The sequence below is a fragment of the Pseudoalteromonas sp. PS1M3 genome (genome assembly GCF_016865405.1).
Taxonomy (GTDB): domain Bacteria; phylum Pseudomonadota; class Gammaproteobacteria; order Enterobacterales; family Alteromonadaceae; genus Pseudoalteromonas; species Pseudoalteromonas marina.
The window spans coordinates 2,957,248-2,973,523 of the sequence record NZ_AP022624.1 but is presented as its reverse complement, the minus strand read 5'-3'; the positions used below and the strand labels follow the sequence as shown (position 1 = coordinate 2,973,523).

Below are 16,276 nucleotides of genomic sequence, written 5' to 3'. Positions count from 1 at the left end.
CTATTTATTTAGCTAGTTACTTGGTTGCGACCAGCTTCTTTAGCCTCATAAAGTTTTTGGTCGGCCTGTTTTAATAATGTATCCATTTGATAAACGGGCCCGCCAGAAAAGCCTATTGAAATGGTCAGTTTTATTTTTTCTTTACTAAACTCTTGGCTGTTATTTTCTACAAAATACCTAAACCCTTCCAGTCTCTTCAGTGCTTCTGGGGTGTTTTCATCAGCAAAGTAAACGGCAAATTCTTCGCCACCTAAACGCGCGACTAAATATTTTTCAAAGTATTTTTTAAAGCAAATAGCCAGCCCTTTTAAAACCTGATCGCCTGCATCATGGCCATATGTGTCGTTAATAGATTTAAAGTGGTCTATATCAATCATAGCCAGTGAGCCGTTTGCCTTTTTAAGGCTGAGCGCTTTTAAAGACGTATTTGCTTGCTCAAAAAAGTAACGACGATTAGGTAGGTCAGTAAGGTAATCCGTATTCGCTTGGCGCTTAATTGTGGCTATTTGTTGAAGCATGTCGACGTTTTGGCTTAGCCTGCAATAAAACTCTTCGTTATTAAAGGGTTTATGGAGGTAGTCATTTGCGCCATTTTTTAAAAATAAAGTAGATAGCTCCGACGAGTCAGCGCCTGAAATACCAATAATTGCTTTTTCGTCGTTATTGTATAATCTGCGAATTTCACTGCATAACTCATCGCCATTCATGTTGGGCATCTCGTTATCAGTGATGATCACTGAAATGTCGGGTGACTTTGCCAACATTTCAAGTGCTTGCTTGCCATCCTCAGCTTCAGATACTTGATATTTATGACGTAACAATAAGCTCACAATATAGTGGCGGGTAGATATAGAATCATCAACAACTAATACTTTTACACTTTCGTTGCGAGGCAAACGCTTAAGTTGTTTTTCAAGGTATTGATAAGCTTGTTTATTTTCTTTTATTATGTAATCAATTATTGGGAATTTTTCAACAGTATCACGTGTTCTTTTATCAATGCTACCCGTCATGACAATGGTAGGGATTTCTGCGTTAATTGTGCACGGTACTGCTTCACCATTAGGCGCATCAGGCAAAATAAAATCTACAACAGCGCAAAAGTAATTATTTTGACTAATTAGTATTTTTGTTTGTGCTAACGTTTCTGCTACATCTACTTCGTAGCCTACTTTTAGCGCTATATGTTTCTGCACAAGCGCTATAGCAGGTGTATCTTCAACTATTAATATTTTTCGCTTCACGGAACACCCAGTTTATATTATGCAAAAAAATTGCTTAATACACTTTGTAACTGTAAAAGCGCCAAAAAGCAAATAGCTGAGTGTGTTATAGGCTATCTGATTCTGAAAAACTTTCATGATTTATTGGCGCAGGGCTCGATATTTTTGAGCGGCCAAATAAGGTATGAAACTTCGTTTTACAAGTAGTGAGCTTTAGGTATTTCAGCCATGCTCGTTCAATCGGATTAGTGGGTTCTTGTGAGCCAGTTACTACGGCTACAAAATTTTCTTGGTGCTCATTTTGTGGTTCAATCGTCTTACTATATAAACCTTTTAAAACAATGCCATGTTGTTCTAGTATACTGGCTTCTAATAAGGTGAAATTTCCGCTGCGGCTAAAACCACGTGGAAAATTTTGATCATCATAAAATTGACGTTGGCTAACAAATGCTTGGCGTAGTAGTGAAATGTTAATGCTCATAGCTATATCCTCATACCCTATTAATTAGTTGGAGTATGATGCAAGTTTGGCAATTTTTTAAACAAGTTATTTTTATCGTGAGGATAAAAAAGTGGATATCGATTTATTAAAAACATTTGTTGAAGTAGTGCGCACGCGTCATTTCGGTAAAGCCGCAGAGAACCTCTATATAACGCAGTCGGCGGTCAGTTTTCGTATTCGTCAATTAGAGCAAGGGCTTGGTGTTAATTTATTTATTCGCCAGCGTAATAATATTCAATTAACAGCGCCTGGTGAACGGTTGTTGCCTCATGCGCAAATGATCATAACTGGTATGCAGCGCGCCAAAGTAGATGTAGCCCTTGCTGATAATATGCATAAACAAATTAGCTTGGCAGGGACGCCTAATATTTGGGATGCCTTTTTGCAGTTTGGTATTACTAATATTGTGTCGGCTATGCCGGGAGTCTCTTTGGTTGCTGAAGTTAAAGCCCAGCAAGAAAGCACGCGATTATTGCTTGAGCGCACGCTTGATTTAGCCATTTTATTTGATCCACCAAAAGTAGATGAGTTAGTTGTTGAGCGTATTTGTGAACTGCCTATTATTCCTGTAAGTGGGTATGACACTGCAACAAACGAAAACTTTTTTGATAATCAGTACGTGTATGTTGACTGGGGAACGACATTTTCACTTTGGCATGCACGCCAGTTTACCGGTAAAACGCCTCCATACTTTAGAACAAGCACCGGACGAATTGCGTTAGATTTAATACTACAATGTGGTGGTAGCGCATTTATTCCACATGTTTTGGTTGAGCAACATTTAGAAAATGGTGAATTATTTCATGTAAAAAATGTAGAAAATACGTCAAGAGATATATTTGTAGCCTACCATAGAGATAACGAACAAAAGGAACTGATAGAAACACTCATAAATTTACTACCTACTATTAAGGCACATGCTTAGTAATTGGGTTTTAAGTGGGTACATATTTGTATGATTGATGTTCATGTCCTTTTGATTTCATAAATAATGCAGTTTTATTAACTTTAAAAGTCAAAAATATTTCATTTGTAATATTTCTGTCATTTAGTGGTGACAAACTGCAGTCGTTTTAAAAATTAGTCTTTTGTGATTATCCAAGGAAATAACATGAAATTTGTAAAATCGAGCTTATGCTTAGCACTATTAAGTGGTTTATCTTTTAATGCACTTGCCGATGTAGACATTTACGGTAAAGCGAATGTAACAGTGCAATCATCTGATGACGGCGAAGGATCTTTTACTGAGATAAAAAGTAATGCATCTCGTCTTGGTGTTAAAGGTTCTGAAAAAATAAATGATAGTTTAGAAGCGGTATATAAGTTTGAGTTTCAAGTTGATGTGTCTGATGCTGATTCAAAAGGCGATAACGACGACAATATTTCTGCGCGTAACCAATACGTTGGTTTAAAAGGTGCGTTTGGCCAAGTGGTTATTGGTCGTAACGATACTGCGCTTAAACAATCTCAAGGTAAGTTAGACTTGTTTAACGACCTTGAAGGCGATATTAAAAATGTATTTAAAGGTGAAAACCGTTTAGGGAATACTGTTAGTTATTCATCAAACTCATACGAAGGTTTTAAAGTACTTGCTACTTTTGTAGCTGAAGATGATGTAGACGCTGATAACGGTTACTCAATGGCGGTTACTTACGGTGACGTGGCACTTAAAAAGAGCGCAGTATATGCCTCTATCGCAGCCGATAGTGAAGTAAATGGCTACGATGTAGTACGCGCGTCAATCCAAGGTAAAGTTGAAGACTTTAAACTCGGTGCTATGTACCAAACTCAAGAAAAAGTAGACGGTTCAGCTGAAGGTGACGGTTACTTATTAAATGCAGCATACAGCATGGGTAAAAACACGTTTAAAGTTCAGTACCAAGCAATGGACTTTGACGATAGCGATGATAAAACAGCTATTTCAGTGGGTGTTGATCACAAGCTTAACAAAAACATTAAAGTATTTGGCTTTTACTCAAGCTTTGATATGGACAACAACGTAGACCAAAATTACTTAGGTTTAGGTATGGAATATAAGTTTTAACGACGAGTTAAAACACTCCCTTTTTAACCGCGCTGTAATTAGCGCGGTTTTTTTTGCTTTAAATTATTTACTTACCCGCCCATAATAGAGCTTCATTTGGAATGAGGTGCAATTCCTCAACTGTTCCCGCAACTGTAATTAGCGCTATGCTTTAAGTCAGATACAAATCAATTTTTAATGAGCGGGCCTACTCATGCTAAATTTAATGTACTCCTTTTTGGTGGTTGCATTACAAGTGGGTACTCGTGTCTAGGACAGAGTATTGCAAACTAAAGCACCATTATTAAACGTTCAAAATCTCTCGTGGGGAATAGCAAATAAACCTATTCTCAAACACATTAATGTGCAAATACCTGAAGGTAAATTTGTGGGCTTAATTGGCCCTAATGGTGCAGGTAAGTCGAGTTTACTGCGTTGTTTATATCGTTTTAATAAGCCTAATGAAGGGGTTATAGAGTTTAATAACCATGATATTTGGCAGCTTAAAAGTGATGAATATGCAAAGTGCGTTGCTGTTGTTTTACAAGAGGCGCCATCGCATTTTAATTTGTCGTTATTTGATGTTGTGGCTCTTGGCCTAACGCCTCATAAATCGTTATTTAGCTCTACATCGCAAAGCGAAAAACAACAAATCACTCTAGCTATAAAAACGGTAGGGCTTGAGCTGCATACAAATCAAAATTTTGAATCGCTCTCTGGGGGCGAAAAGCAGCGGGCACTCATTGCACGTGCTATTGTTCAGCAACCTCAGCTGTTAATTATGGATGAGCCCACTAGCCACCTTGATGTTAAGTACCAAATACAGGTTATGGAGCTGGCAAAGTCTCTTGGTGTTACAGTATTTGCTTCGTTTCATGATCTTAATTTGGCTAGCGCTATGTGTGATGAGCTTGTCGTCATTAAAAATGGAGAAATAACGCATACCGGCTCTCCTGCAGAGGTACTGACTGAGCACATGCTTGATGATGTATTTGGTGTATGCGCTCAGGTTAGTAACCATCCTCAAGAATCTCAATTGGGTAAAGTTACGCCTCATATTACCTACTTTTATGGTTACAAATAATATGTTAGCAATGCATGTACGCCATTCAGTTGCACTGATTATTTGCATTACTATTGCCTTAGTAAGTTTATTTTTAGCATTGAGCTTTGGTGCTGCAGATACCTCAATACAGGATGTATTTAACAGTTTTATTTATTTAAATGATGCTTCATTCACCAGCCGTATTATTTTTGAATTAAGAATGCCCCGTACATTATTGGCGTTTTTAGCCGGTGCCGGGTTAGCTATCGCTGGGCTAATTTTACAAACCGTGACACGTAACCCACTAGCAGATCCTTACTTATTCGGTATATCGTCAGGTGCTTCGTTTGGTGTAGTTGTACTTATGGCATTTGTGGGAATTAGCGCAGGTTTTATGCTTTCGGCCGCAGCCTTGCTTGGTAGCTTATTAGCAATGAGCTTACTTATATTAATTGCCACAAGGCAGCAGGGCGGGCAAGTTGAGTCTATGTTACTTGCTGGTGTTGCACTCTCGTTTTTATTTAGTGCATTTACGAGTTTGTTGCTTTATTGGAGCGAGCCGCAAGCCGTTGCAGCTATTTTATTTTGGACCTTAGGAAGTTTTGCACGTGCCCAGTGGGCAACGCTTTGGATACCCTTTTTAGTGATTACACTGTGCACCTGCGTAATGATTAGTTTTAGGCGCCAGCTTAATGCCATGTTATTAGGTGACGAAAGTGCCATAACCCTTGGTGTTAAAGTGCATCGATTTAGGGTGCTTATGCTAATTTTAAGCTCATTAATAACCGCTGTGCTGGTGGCAATGTGTGGCGGTATTGGTTTTGTTGGATTAATGGTGCCACATATTGTGCGCTTTTTTATTTCACAAGGCACCGTAGCAGGGCTATTAATAACAAGCTTAGCAGGAGGCACATTTATGGTGTGGGTCGATGTACTGTCTCGTTCTTTACTTCAAAATCAAGAGTTGCCAGTAGGGGTGATCACGGCCGCTATGGGGAGTGCGTTTTTCTTAAGTTTACTCTTTTTTAGAAAGTCTAAGGTGTAGCCATGAAAACACTCATGATACAGGGTACTACCTCGGATGCGGGAAAAAGCACCTTAGTGGCTGCACTTTGCCGAGTATTTGCAAATCAAGGCATAAAAGTCGCACCGTTTAAGCCACAAAATATGGCACTTAATAGCGCAGTGACAAACGACGGTGGCGAAATTGGCCGTGCGCAAGCTTTGCAAGCTATTGCTGCTAAGGTAGAGCCCGAAACCGACTTTAACCCGATATTACTTAAGCCCAATAGCGATACAGGCGCTCAAGTTATTATTCATGGTAAAGCGATTAGCAACATGGAAGCCGGTAAGTACCACGATTATAAAAAAGTCGCCATGGACGCTGTCATTACATCACACGAGCGTTTAGCAAAACGGTTTGATCTTTTATTGGTGGAAGGTGCGGGAAGCCCCGCTGAAATAAACCTGCGTGAAAACGACATAGCTAACATGGGCTACGCTGAAAAAGTAGACTGCCCAGTGATTATTATTGCTGATATAGATAAAGGCGGTGTATTTGCTCATTTAGTGGGGACATTGGCATTACTTAGCGAATCAGAGCAAGCACGTGTAAAGGGTTTTGTAATTAACCGTTTTAGAGGCGATATAAGTTTGCTTCAAGGAGGGCTTGACTGGTTAGAGCAATACACGGGTAAGCCTGTTTTAGGAGTACTGCCATACCTTCACGATTTAACTCTCGACGCGGAAGATGCTGTTGCAATAAACAATAACGTTACCCATGCAACTATCAATATTGCAATATTATTAGTGCCGCATATTAGTAATCATACCGATTTTGACGCACTGCGTTTACACCCAAATATTAATGTTAACTATATACGCCATACGCAGGTCATTCCTGATGTTGATCTTGTTATATTGCCAGGTAGTAAAAACGTACTTGGCGATTTAAATTTTTTGATAAACGAAGGGTGGGATAATCAGATAAAACGCCACTTACGCTATGGTGGAAAAGTACTTGGAATTTGTGGGGGAATGCAAATGCTGGGTAATATAATTTACGACCCCGAGGGTGTTGAGTCGTCATTAAAAAGTGTGAATGGGTTAGCCTTATGTGATTTTGAAACCACACTCACATCGCAAAAAGTATTAAGTAAAGTGACGGCCACTTTAAAGCTAAATAATCGACAAACTTTATGTAGTGGTTATGAAATCCATGCGGGAGTAAGTAAAGGCAATGCATTAAAGACCCCTTTAATTACCTTTAGTCAGCATCCAAATGGGTTTAAAACAGATGGTTTTATAAGTGACGATAATGCAATTGCGGGCACTTATTTACACGGTTTATTTGATGAGCCCAACGCCACGATGGAAATTTTAAAATGGGTAAAGCCAGATTTAAATATTGATCCAATAAGTATTGATACACACCGCGAACAGCAGTTAGCGCGTTTAGCAACCATGTGCGAAACACATTTAGATATAGCGCAAATTACCTCGATTTATAAAGGGCATAATAATGACTGAACAAACAAAAGACAAACACAAACAGCGCCAGCAAAAAGTAAAAGAACACGTAGATGCCCGTGTTGAAGCCGCGCAAGAGGTTAAAGGTATTTTTCAGGTTATTACTGGCAATGGTAAAGGTAAATCGACTTCTGGTTTTGGCGTGGTAGCACGCTGTGTTGGCCACGGTCAAAAAGCCGCTGTGTGTCAATTCATAAAAGGGACATGGGAGTGTGGTGAGCGTAATTTATTACTAGGCGCAGGGGTTGAATTTGCTGTAATGAATACTGGCTTTACATGGGATACACAAAATAAAGAGGCCGATACCTTAGCAGCACAAGCAACATGGCAAGAGGCAAAGCGCATGCTTGCCGACAGCAGTATTAACTTAGTGTTACTTGATGAGCTAACCTACATGGTGACTTATGGTTATGTCGACTTAGACGAAGTACTAAGTGCACTTAATAATCGCCCGGCTATGCAGTCGGTTATTATCACAGGACGCGCAGCGCACAGAGCATTGACTGACCTTGCCGATACTGTGAGCGAAGTACGTAATGTAAAACACGCATTCGACTCAGGTGTAAAAGCGTTAGAAGGGTTTGACTACTAGTGTTTAAATTGCTTTTTATAGGTTTAATGCTGCTTAGTTTACACGGCAATGCTGTGGCGAACTCAGCGTCTGAGATTAAAAAACTACGTATAGTTGCGCTTGCCCCACACATAGTTGAAAACCTATTTGCCATTGGTGCAGGTGACAATATTGTGGGTACCGTTGACTATGCCGACTACCCATATGAAGCAAAAAATATAGCTCGCATTGGCGGGTACTATGGTATTTCTCTTGAGAAATTATTAGCCTTAAAACCTGATTTAGTGATTGCTTGGAAAAGCGGAAATCAGCAGGAAGATATCGCACAAATAGAGCGCTTGGGTATTAAAGTTCATTTAAGTAACCCTACAACCATAGAAGCCGTGCAAACTGAGCTACTAACACTTGGTAAACTAACAGGGTACGAAAAGCAAAGCCAACAGGTTGCTAAAGCTTTTAAGCAAAAGTTAACCGCTATTATTAAAAACCAGCAAGGGAAGCAGCCTATATCTGGTTTTTATCAGTTATGGGCTGAGCCTATGATGACAATCAGTGAAAGTACATGGATTGGCCAACTAGTAAATACCTGTCACGTAAATAATGTGTTTGCTAATAGCACGACCCCGTATCCACAAATCAGCATTGAAAATGTCATTGTTACTAAGCCTCAAATTATTATTATTCCTGACGAAAAATCTAACACCCCGCAGCCTAATGTTAATTGGCAGGCATGGCCAGAAGTGCCTGCGGTTACAAATAACCAGTTTATTCGCGTTAATGCCGATTTACTTCACCGTTTTACACCGCGTATGTTAGATGGGCTTGCTGATATGTGTGATAAAATAGACGCGTCACGAAAAATAATAAAGAGTATGTAATGAGCGACTGGGATACATTTTTACAAAACGAGCTACAGCACCCTTATATGCAGCAAACTTTAAATGCAGTTGAAAACCGCCGAGCGGAAGGTATTGCTGTTTACCCTCCCGAGCCATACGTATTTAATGCATTTAATGCCACGCCGCTAAACAATATTAGGGTGGTAATTTTAGGGCAAGACCCTTACCACGGCGAAGGGCAAGCTCATGGGCTGTGTTTTTCTGTTATGCCCGAGGTAAAAAAACTCCCACCCTCGCTTAAAAATATGTACAAAGAGCTAGCTACAGATATTGATGGCTTTGTTATTCCTGAGCATGGTTACTTACAAAGCTGGGCAGAACAAGGCGTGTTTTTACTAAATACTGTTTTAACGGTAGAGCAAGGGCAAGCCCATTCCCATAAACATTTAGGTTGGGAGCAATTTACCGATAATGTTATTGCGCACATTAATGAGCACTGCGAAGGTGTAGTATTTATTTTATGGGGCGCACATGCGCAAAAAAAAGGAAAAGGCATAGATAGCACTCGCCACTCTATTTTGAGTGGGCCGCATCCGTCGCCGCTGTCTGCTCACCGAGGCTTTTTTGGTTGTAAGCACTTTTCAAAAACTAACGAACTGCTGTTAGCACAAGGTAAAAAACCTATAAATTGGCAGGTTTAGCTTAATAAGCTTAAGCATTAAAAAAGCCCTCATAAATGAGGGCTTTTGTGTAATTGGTGGGTATAGAAATTAAAAATCTAGCTCATCAATTGCAATTGTGTCTGCAAAGTAATCAAACTCCTCTAATTCTTTACGTAGACGTTGTTTATCTTTTATTGCTTCTATTTCGCGCCATTTTCTTTTTTTGTTCTTCTGAGAGGTTTTTCTTTTTTCATCAGGACCTTCTAGTATCTCTAATATATCGTTTAGGCTATCCATGAACTTCTCCTATTGATTTTATTGACCTCAAGAGTACCTATACCACAGGCCCAGCTAAAATAGAATAAAAAAGTGACAGAGATGTTACAAAGTTGTGATGTTTAAATGAAGATTTATACAAGTAAAGTATTGCTTTTAAATACAAAAACACGTTGTATAAAATTTACAAACAAATTTAAGTCGATGAGGGTTATTTTTTTTTACAGCTAAAATGTATGAGGGAGGTCGGGTTATTAGTCCGTACTTTACAGGCATAAAAAAACGCCGCAATTGCGACGTTTTTTAAAGTACGTTCAAACCAATTACATTGCTTTAAAACGTGCTTCTAGCTGTTCTTGTGCATCAGCAAAAGAGCGAATACCTTCAGCTAGCTTTTCAGTTGCCATTGCATCTTGGTTATGTAACCAACGGAACTGAGCTTCTGTAAGCGGCTCAGGTTTTGGCTCTTTAGGAATATCACTTTCTAGTAAATATTCTTGTGCGCCTTCAAGGTTACCTAAGTCTTCTAAAAGGTTAGGGCTAATAGTTAGCTTGTCACAACCTGTTAGTGCAATAATTTCGCCCGTATTACGGAAACTTGCGCCCATCACTACTGTTTTGTAGTCATGACGTTTGTAAAATTCAAAAATGCTGCGTACTGATTGAACACCTGGATCTTGTAGTGGATCCGTTGGTTTTTCCATGCCGTTAGCAACGTGCCAATCTAAAATACGGCCCACAAATGGCGAGATTAGAAATACATTTGCATCAGCACATGCACGGGCTTGGGCGTCGCTAAATAATAAAGTAAGGTTACATTTAGTCCCTTCTTTTTCTAACTGCTCAGCGGCTTTAATACCTTCCCACGTAGACGCAACTTTAATTAAAATTTTGTCTTTGCTTACACCTTCTTTTTCGTAAAGGCTAAGTAATGTGTGTGCTTTATCAATAGTTGCTTGAGTATCAAACGATAAACGTGCATCTACTTCGGTAGAAATATAACCCGGTACAATCTCACTAATTTCTTTACCAAGTAAAACAGCAAAGTAGTCACATGCAAGTTCTAGTTGTTTAGCTGGATCTTGCTCGGTTTCTTTTGCATAGCTCCAAGCTTTATCTAGGTAAGGCTTATAAGCTTCAATCTCGCTCGCTTTTAATAAAAGCGACGGGTTTGTGGTTGCATCTTCTGGTTGATGCTTTTTGATCGCTTCAATATCGCCAGTGTCGGCTACGATAGATGAATGTTGTTTTAGCCTTTGTAGAGCTGAAGTCATTTGCTTTCCTCATTCCAAGCAAGTTAAAAGAAAAATCGACCCTTAATATATACCATCCATACTGCAACAGTGTGACAATGCTTGATAGGTCTTATGTCCTTATCAATTAAAAAACGGCAATGTATGAATTTTTAAGGGAGGATTTATATAAACAAAACGTGCTTTTCGTTTCATTTAATGTTGAAATTGACATTAAATAATTTACAAGTCAATAGCTAACTATGATCACTGTTATTTCACCTGCAAAAAATCTTGATTACGACACGCCACCGGCAACCGATAAGTTCACTCAGCCTGAATTACTCGAGCACAGCGAGGAACTCATGAAAGTATGCCGTGAACTAACACCTGCGCAAATTGGCAGTTTAATGAAAATTAGCGATAAGCTTTCTGGCCTTAACGCTGCTCGCTTTAGCGAATGGTCGCAACCCTTTACCATTAATAATGCCAAACAAGCCGCGCTTGCTTTTAATGGTGATGTATACGGTGGGTTAGAGGCGAGTACTTTAACTGCAAGCGACCTTGATTACGCGCAAAGTCATTTGCGTATATTATCTGGATTATATGGCCTGTTAAAACCGCTTGATTTAATGCAAGCGTACCGACTAGAAATGGGCACTAAGCTTGAAAACTCTCGTGGTAAAAACCTGTATGAGTTTTGGGGCAGTATTATTGCTGATAAGCTAAATGAAGTAACAAAAGCACAAGATGCACAATATCTCGTTAACCTAGCTTCAAACGAATACTTCAAAGCGGTAGATAAAAAAGCGCTCAACGCGCAAATTATTACGCCGCAGTTTAAAGACTGTAAAAATGGGCAATATAAGGTCATTAGTTTCTACGCTAAAAAAGCGCGTGGCATGATGGCGCGTTACATTATAGAAAACCAAGTAACGCAGTTAAGTCAGTTAAAAGAATTTACCGTAGACGGGTATTACTATAGTGCAGAGGCGACAGCGAAAGAATTAGAGCCGGTATTTTTACGCGACGAGCGAAATTAATATTTACAACCCCAAGCTTATTTCGCTTTTCAAAAGCAAAGTAAGCCGGGGTTTTACCTTATTTAGCAAAAAAAGTAAATTTAGAGGAACACGTCATTGTCACCCGATTACTCCCGTTACTCTCTTAAAGAGCTGCGCGAAGCGCTAGAGACGATAGACAAAGCTAGATACCCTGAGCGACTAGAGCAAATTTATTGTGAAATAACAAAACGAACCGTTGCAGCGAACTCAAACATCCCTAACTCAGATATACCTCCAAGCTCCTGTGAAAATGTAATGATGGGTCGTCGAGTCTTTGTGTTCATCCTTGGCATTATTTTTATCTGCTGGGGAGGGTATAGTGCAATAGAGGGAGAAATGGTGGGGAAAAATCGTATTTATACAAAAGAAAATGACCCATTTTTATTTTATTTTCGAGTTCTCATTTGCATAGGTGTTGGAGTCATTTTGCCCTACTATGCAGTAGTAGGAAAAAAGAATAATCACTCTAGTGCGCACAAAAAATAGCATATAGAGTAACATCACTGGCTTATATCTGAGCCCTTATATGCGTTAGTTATGCATTAAATCGTCACCTGCAGCGCCAGGGTATTCACTTTTTTGGCAATTTCTTTTGCACCGCTTATTGAACCGAGCGAGCATTGTCTTTTATTACAAAACTTTCATCTATAGTCACTTTTTATTTTAAACCTTCGCTATGTGCACCGACTTGACCTTTTGCAGGTCGTTAACTTTTTTTGCTGGTACTAAATTTGCAAAGTGGTTCTATTCATTTCATACATTAGGTGCAAATTAAATGATTAGTATTCCCTCAATTAGTGAAGCTGAAAAGCTAATAGAAGAAAAACTCGGCGGTTGGTTTGATGTTGTTATAAGTCACATTCCTAATTTTATAGTGGCGGTTATTATTGCCATTATATTTTCAATGCTAGCGCGCTTTGCTGGCAACCTAACGAAAAACATATTGCGCCGTTCACTCGACTCTCAACAAATAGCCGATTTAATGGCGTCAATATTTAAGGTTATTGTACTGTGCGTTGGGGTATTTATAGCGCTGGATTTTGTGGGTTTAAAAGGCACGGTTACCTCTTTATTAGCCGGTGCGGGTATTGTTGGTTTAGCCATAGGTTTTGCGTTTCAAGATATGACCGAAAACTTGATTGCGGGCATAGCAATGGGTATACGCAAGCCCTTTAAAACAGGAGACGTAATCGAAACCGACGACGTGTTTGGTTCAGTGCACTCAATAAACCTGCGTAACACGCTAATAGAGAGCTTTTATGGGCAGTTAATTTTAGTACCTAACAAGGTATTATTCAGAAATGTGTTAAAAAATTACACCACACTTGGAGTTAGGCGCATAGAGGTACCGGTAGGCATTTCGTATGGTGACGACATTGAAAAAGCGAAAGAAGTTATTGTAGATAAAATTAACGATTTGGACTTTGTCATTCGTAAAAACGAAACCGATGTTTATGCTGAAGGCTTTGGCGACAGTAGCATTAATTTATTGGTGTGGTTTTGGATTAAATACCCAGGTGAACCAGACTTTATGACAGTACGCCATAAAGGTGTAGTTGCCGTTAAACAAGCGTTGGATGAAGCTGATATTAGTATTCCATTCCCTATTCGCACGCTCGATTTTGGTATTAAAGGCGGTGAAAAACTCGATGCCATGATCAGCGATAAAATAAGTCAGCAATCATCAAATAAAGGCAACGCTGGTGGAGCTGATTCAGGCCAAAACGAATAAATGAGCCATTAATACCAGTGGGAATTATTTACTCACTCGCAACGCAATTTTACATTTAAATACGCGTTGTGGGCTTAAATAAAAATGACTTATGAGTCACAACGACTAAATGCAGCTTTATAAAGCTGCATTTTTTTATGGCTATTTAAGTGTTTGAGAAGGTGAGAGCAACGTTAATTGATTATTGATTAAGGCCTATTTACCTTTTGGGGTGAAATTGAAAGCGGGCTATGTGATATATCGATAAGGCTAAGCCTATTGTGTAGTTACTTCCCGAAACTGACGATAACGCAACATAAATATAAAACATGCAGTAACTTTTGTGGTCCCTTCCCTCATAGGTTGCTTCTTCTTGTTGCCTAAATAATAGGTAATAAGGAGCAAGTAGGGCGTATAAGCTGTATACGACTTTAAGTTATACCTACATAGGCGTAGTCATTAAAATAATGCAGGAGTAGGTACTTAGCTTACTGGGTCACAAATCGCACACCGTAATTATGTTGCTCCTTGATAGAACACGCTTTAATAATGTCAGTTAAACAGGCCTAGGCTTAATATAAATTTATTATTTAAAGAGCGGATTATTTTGGCAAATATTAGGTTGTAATGTATGCAATTTACAATTGGTATTAGGCGGTAAGTAAGAGGTAATTAAAGCGAGTTCTTTATTGTAGTTAATGTGAGTTGCAAGTAAATACTGGCACAAAAAAAGCGCAGCATGTGTTGGAGTAACATGCTGCGCCTAGGATCAATTGAGTTAATAAAAATGCGATTCAAATAACACTAATTTTGTTACGGATGATTTTAACACCATCCATATTTTCTAAAAACTTTTGAGCAAGCGCACGTTCAAAACCGGTTTGCGCTTGACCATGTAATATTACCTCGCCATCTTTAACCTGTACGCGAATATTGCTTAATGCAAAGTTGGGGTTAGTACGAAGCGTGCTTGTAATGGTTTGCTGAAGGTTAGGTTGAGTTGCTACGCTGCTGACTACGGCTAGGTGTGTTGCTGCACTCACTTTGGTAGCGCAGGCTAACAAAAATAAACAACAAAACGAAACTAACGCGATAGTTAACTTTAAGCGGTTCATAACTCAATCCTTTTATATCAATTAAAAATTTAGCCAAACCATTAAATATTCTGGCTATTCTGTGTTTAATATTACAAGTTCAGTGCCAGTTTTAATTTATTGAAATATAAGGTTATTTTATTAAGTGGGAATTCAGGTGGGCAATAATTACATTTAAATGGGTAGGTGTTACATGCACCGGTTACCTATGTTACACGCATTAAAAAGCCGGCATACGCCGGCTTTGGTAAATATGCTAAGTTACTTTTTCTTTTTAACTTTCGCTTTTTTCTTTGCTTTCATTTTTACCGGATCTTTGCGCTTTTTAACCGGTGGCTTAGCCTCTTTATGCTGAGGCTCTATTCCTTTAATTACACGGCGTTTAAGCTTTTGTTCAATGTAGCGTTCTACTTTGTACAAAATACCAATATCATGCGCTTCAACTAATGAAATAGCGATGCCTTTTTTACCTGCACGACCAGTACGGCCAATACGGTGAACATATACGTCGGCGGTACGTGGCATATCAAAGTTAATAACGTGGCTAATGTCAGATACATCAATACCGCGAGCAGCTACATCTGTTGCAATTAATATTTTAGTGCGGCCACTATGAAAGTTTTCCATTGCTTTCATGCGCTTGTCTTGTGGCATTTCACCTCGCAGCCAAGCGGCTTTTACACCGTTATTAGTTAATTCACCAATGAGAGTTTCTAAACGCTCACGGGTTTTAACAAATACAATGGCTTTACTCACGTCTGGGCCGTTAAGGGTGTTGACTAAAAGCTCGAGTTTATGGTGGTAATCATCAGCAAGATGAACCCACTGGTGAATTTTAGCTTTTTCTTTACGAGACGACTCAGCTTCTAACAAAGCCGGATCGTTTAATGTGGTTTCTGCAAATCGCTCTACGCTGTCACCCTCAAGGGTTGCTGAGAATAAAAAACACTGACGGCGGTTTTTAGCTTCATCACAAATACGGCTCATTTCTTTTTTGAAACCCATGTCTAGCATACGGTCGGCTTCATCAATAATAAGCATTTCGACATGTTCAGCATGAAAGTTTTCAGTTTCAAGGTATTCCATTAATCGCCCTGGTGTAGCAATTAATATGTCGTTATTTTTTTCAAAAATCTCTTTATGCGTTCCGTAGTTTATACCACCGGTCACGACACCTATTTTTAGGTGTGTACGTTTGGCTAGTAACTCACATTGCTCATGAATTTGATAAGCCAGCTCACGTGTTGGCGTCATTATTAATACGCGGGCAAAACCAGGCTCACGGCGCGGAAAATCCAATAAGTATTGAATCGCAGGAATTAAAAATGCCGCTGTTTTACCTGTGCCAGTTGGCGCAGACGCTAAAATATCACGTCCCTGAAGAGCTTCAGGAATAGCTTGTTGTTGAATACTGGTTGGCTTCTCGTAGCCCATTTTATCAATGGCATCGAGTAATTTGGTATCAAGATCAAATTCAGAAAATTGCATAGAGTGTCTAAAATAGT

At 39.2% G+C, this 16,276-nt stretch carries 17 protein-coding genes and 1 riboswitch; of the genes, 11 read left to right on the top strand and 6 right to left on the bottom strand.

The features are described 5' to 3' along the window. Window positions 1–8: 8 nt before the first annotated feature. Together PS1M3_RS13880 and PS1M3_RS13875 are read right to left on the bottom strand one after the other, a co-directional pair. Window positions 9–1,244 carry a diguanylate cyclase gene (locus PS1M3_RS13880; RefSeq protein WP_203984960.1) on the bottom strand — a complete coding sequence of 412 codons (1,236 nt, stop codon included), beginning with the start codon at window positions 1,242–1,244 and terminating at the stop codon, window positions 9–11. An 85-nt stretch (window positions 1,245–1,329) separates the two neighbouring features. Further along, on the bottom strand, window positions 1,330–1,704 hold the full coding sequence (locus PS1M3_RS13875; protein ID WP_203984954.1) for a DUF413 domain-containing protein: 375 nt from the start codon (window positions 1,702–1,704) through the stop codon (window positions 1,330–1,332). Window positions 1,705–1,795: 91 nt separating this feature from the next. Between PS1M3_RS13875 and PS1M3_RS13870 the strand changes: the two genes are divergently transcribed. From PS1M3_RS13870 to ung, 8 genes are all read left to right on the top strand, one after another. After that, window positions 1,796–2,650, top strand: a complete 855-nt coding sequence (locus PS1M3_RS13870; protein ID WP_008128976.1) for a LysR family transcriptional regulator — start codon at window positions 1,796–1,798, stop codon at window positions 2,648–2,650. 186 nt (window positions 2,651–2,836) lie between these two features. Next, on the top strand, window positions 2,837–3,769 hold the full coding sequence (locus tag PS1M3_RS13865) for a porin (protein WP_203984953.1): 933 nt from the start codon (window positions 2,837–2,839) through the stop codon (window positions 3,767–3,769). 47 nt (window positions 3,770–3,816) lie between these two features. After that, window positions 3,817–3,956: riboswitch (cobalamin riboswitch) on the top strand. Between the two features lie 75 nt (window positions 3,957–4,031). Continuing rightward, complete coding sequence (locus PS1M3_RS13860; RefSeq protein ID WP_008128979.1) at window positions 4,032–4,832, top strand: ABC transporter ATP-binding protein; 801 nt, start codon at window positions 4,032–4,034, stop codon at window positions 4,830–4,832. 1 nt (window position 4,833) lies between these two features. Then, the gene (locus tag PS1M3_RS13855; RefSeq protein WP_058429751.1) at window positions 4,834–5,838 is read left to right on the top strand and encodes an iron ABC transporter permease; all 1,005 of its coding nucleotides are present in this window, start codon (window positions 4,834–4,836) and stop codon (window positions 5,836–5,838) included. Between the two features lie 2 nt (window positions 5,839–5,840). Further along, a complete protein-coding gene (locus PS1M3_RS13850; RefSeq protein WP_203984951.1) occupies window positions 5,841–7,322 on the top strand; it encodes a cobyric acid synthase in 1,482 nt (493 codons plus the stop codon). Further along, window positions 7,315–7,914, top strand: coding sequence for a cob(I)yrinic acid a,c-diamide adenosyltransferase (gene cobO / locus PS1M3_RS13845; protein WP_203984950.1), 600 nt, complete (start codon window positions 7,315–7,317; stop codon window positions 7,912–7,914). The genes PS1M3_RS13850 and cobO overlap by 8 nt, the downstream gene beginning before the upstream one ends. After that, the gene (locus tag PS1M3_RS13840; protein WP_203984948.1) at window positions 7,914–8,771 is read left to right on the top strand and encodes a cobalamin-binding protein; all 858 of its coding nucleotides are present in this window, start codon (window positions 7,914–7,916) and stop codon (window positions 8,769–8,771) included. Before cobO ends, PS1M3_RS13840 begins: the two co-directional genes overlap by 1 nt. Continuing rightward, a complete protein-coding gene (gene ung, locus PS1M3_RS13835) occupies window positions 8,771–9,433 on the top strand; it encodes a uracil-DNA glycosylase (RefSeq protein WP_203984947.1) in 663 nt (220 codons plus the stop codon). The genes PS1M3_RS13840 and ung overlap by 1 nt, the downstream gene beginning before the upstream one ends. Before the next feature lie 69 nt (window positions 9,434–9,502). Here the strand turns inward: ung and PS1M3_RS13830 are convergent, their stop codons facing one another. Both PS1M3_RS13830 and tal read right to left on the bottom strand, forming a co-directional pair. Continuing rightward, window positions 9,503–9,691 (bottom strand): DUF3545 family protein, encoded by a 189-nt coding sequence (locus tag PS1M3_RS13830; RefSeq protein WP_006793150.1) that lies wholly within the window; start codon window positions 9,689–9,691, stop codon window positions 9,503–9,505. Window positions 9,692–9,993: 302 nt separating this feature from the next. Continuing rightward, a complete protein-coding gene (gene tal / locus PS1M3_RS13825; RefSeq protein ID WP_006793149.1) occupies window positions 9,994–10,944 on the bottom strand; it encodes a transaldolase in 951 nt (316 codons plus the stop codon). Between the two features lie 221 nt (window positions 10,945–11,165). Between tal and yaaA the strand changes: the two genes are divergently transcribed. The 3 genes from yaaA (at window position 11,166) to PS1M3_RS13810 (ending at window position 13,698) form a co-directional block, all read left to right on the top strand. Then, the gene (gene yaaA / locus PS1M3_RS13820; protein WP_008128991.1) at window positions 11,166–11,945 is read left to right on the top strand and encodes a peroxide stress protein YaaA; all 780 of its coding nucleotides are present in this window, start codon (window positions 11,166–11,168) and stop codon (window positions 11,943–11,945) included. A gap of 96 nt (window positions 11,946–12,041) precedes the next feature. After that, on the top strand, window positions 12,042–12,452 hold the full coding sequence (locus PS1M3_RS13815) for a hypothetical protein (RefSeq protein ID WP_033025331.1): 411 nt from the start codon (window positions 12,042–12,044) through the stop codon (window positions 12,450–12,452). Window positions 12,453–12,741: 289 nt separating this feature from the next. Then, window positions 12,742–13,698: a mechanosensitive ion channel family protein gene (locus PS1M3_RS13810; RefSeq protein ID WP_008128993.1), complete on the top strand. Its 957-nt coding sequence runs from the start codon at window positions 12,742–12,744 to the stop codon at window positions 13,696–13,698. A 773-nt stretch (window positions 13,699–14,471) separates the two neighbouring features. On the opposite strand, the gene PS1M3_RS13805 is transcribed toward PS1M3_RS13810, so the two are convergent. After that, complete coding sequence (locus PS1M3_RS13805; RefSeq protein WP_008128997.1) at window positions 14,472–14,792, bottom strand: BON domain-containing protein; 321 nt, start codon at window positions 14,790–14,792, stop codon at window positions 14,472–14,474. 240 nt (window positions 14,793–15,032) lie between these two features. Next, window positions 15,033–16,259 (bottom strand): ATP-dependent RNA helicase SrmB, encoded by a 1,227-nt coding sequence (gene srmB, locus PS1M3_RS13800; protein ID WP_058429728.1) that lies wholly within the window; start codon window positions 16,257–16,259, stop codon window positions 15,033–15,035. Between the last annotated feature and the right edge of the window lie 17 nt (window positions 16,260–16,276).

Bases quoted from the DNA above. Each gene is read 5' to 3' on its own strand.
- PS1M3_RS13805 (WP_008128997.1), bottom strand. From the start codon at position 14,792: ATGAACCGCTTAAAGTTAACTATCGCGTTAGTTTCGTTTTGTTGTTTA.
- ung (WP_203984947.1), top strand. From the start codon at position 8,771: ATGAGCGACTGGGATACATTTTTACAAAACGAGCTACAGCACCCTTAT.
- srmB (WP_058429728.1), bottom strand. From the start codon at position 16,259: ATGCAATTTTCTGAATTTGATCTTGATACCAAATTACTCGATGCCATT.
- cobO (WP_203984950.1), top strand. From the start codon at position 7,315: ATGACTGAACAAACAAAAGACAAACACAAACAGCGCCAGCAAAAAGTA.
- PS1M3_RS13830 (WP_006793150.1), bottom strand. From the start codon at position 9,691: ATGGATAGCCTAAACGATATATTAGAGATACTAGAAGGTCCTGATGAA.
- PS1M3_RS13865 (WP_203984953.1), top strand. From the start codon at position 2,837: ATGAAATTTGTAAAATCGAGCTTATGCTTAGCACTATTAAGTGGTTTA.
- PS1M3_RS13875 (WP_203984954.1), bottom strand. From the start codon at position 1,704: ATGAGCATTAACATTTCACTACTACGCCAAGCATTTGTTAGCCAACGT.
- PS1M3_RS13850 (WP_203984951.1), top strand. From the start codon at position 5,841: ATGAAAACACTCATGATACAGGGTACTACCTCGGATGCGGGAAAAAGC.
- tal (WP_006793149.1), bottom strand. From the start codon at position 10,944: ATGACTTCAGCTCTACAAAGGCTAAAACAACATTCATCTATCGTAGCC.
- PS1M3_RS13855 (WP_058429751.1), top strand. From the start codon at position 4,834: ATGTTAGCAATGCATGTACGCCATTCAGTTGCACTGATTATTTGCATT.
- yaaA (WP_008128991.1), top strand. From the start codon at position 11,166: ATGATCACTGTTATTTCACCTGCAAAAAATCTTGATTACGACACGCCA.
- PS1M3_RS13810 (WP_008128993.1), top strand. From the start codon at position 12,742: ATGATTAGTATTCCCTCAATTAGTGAAGCTGAAAAGCTAATAGAAGAA.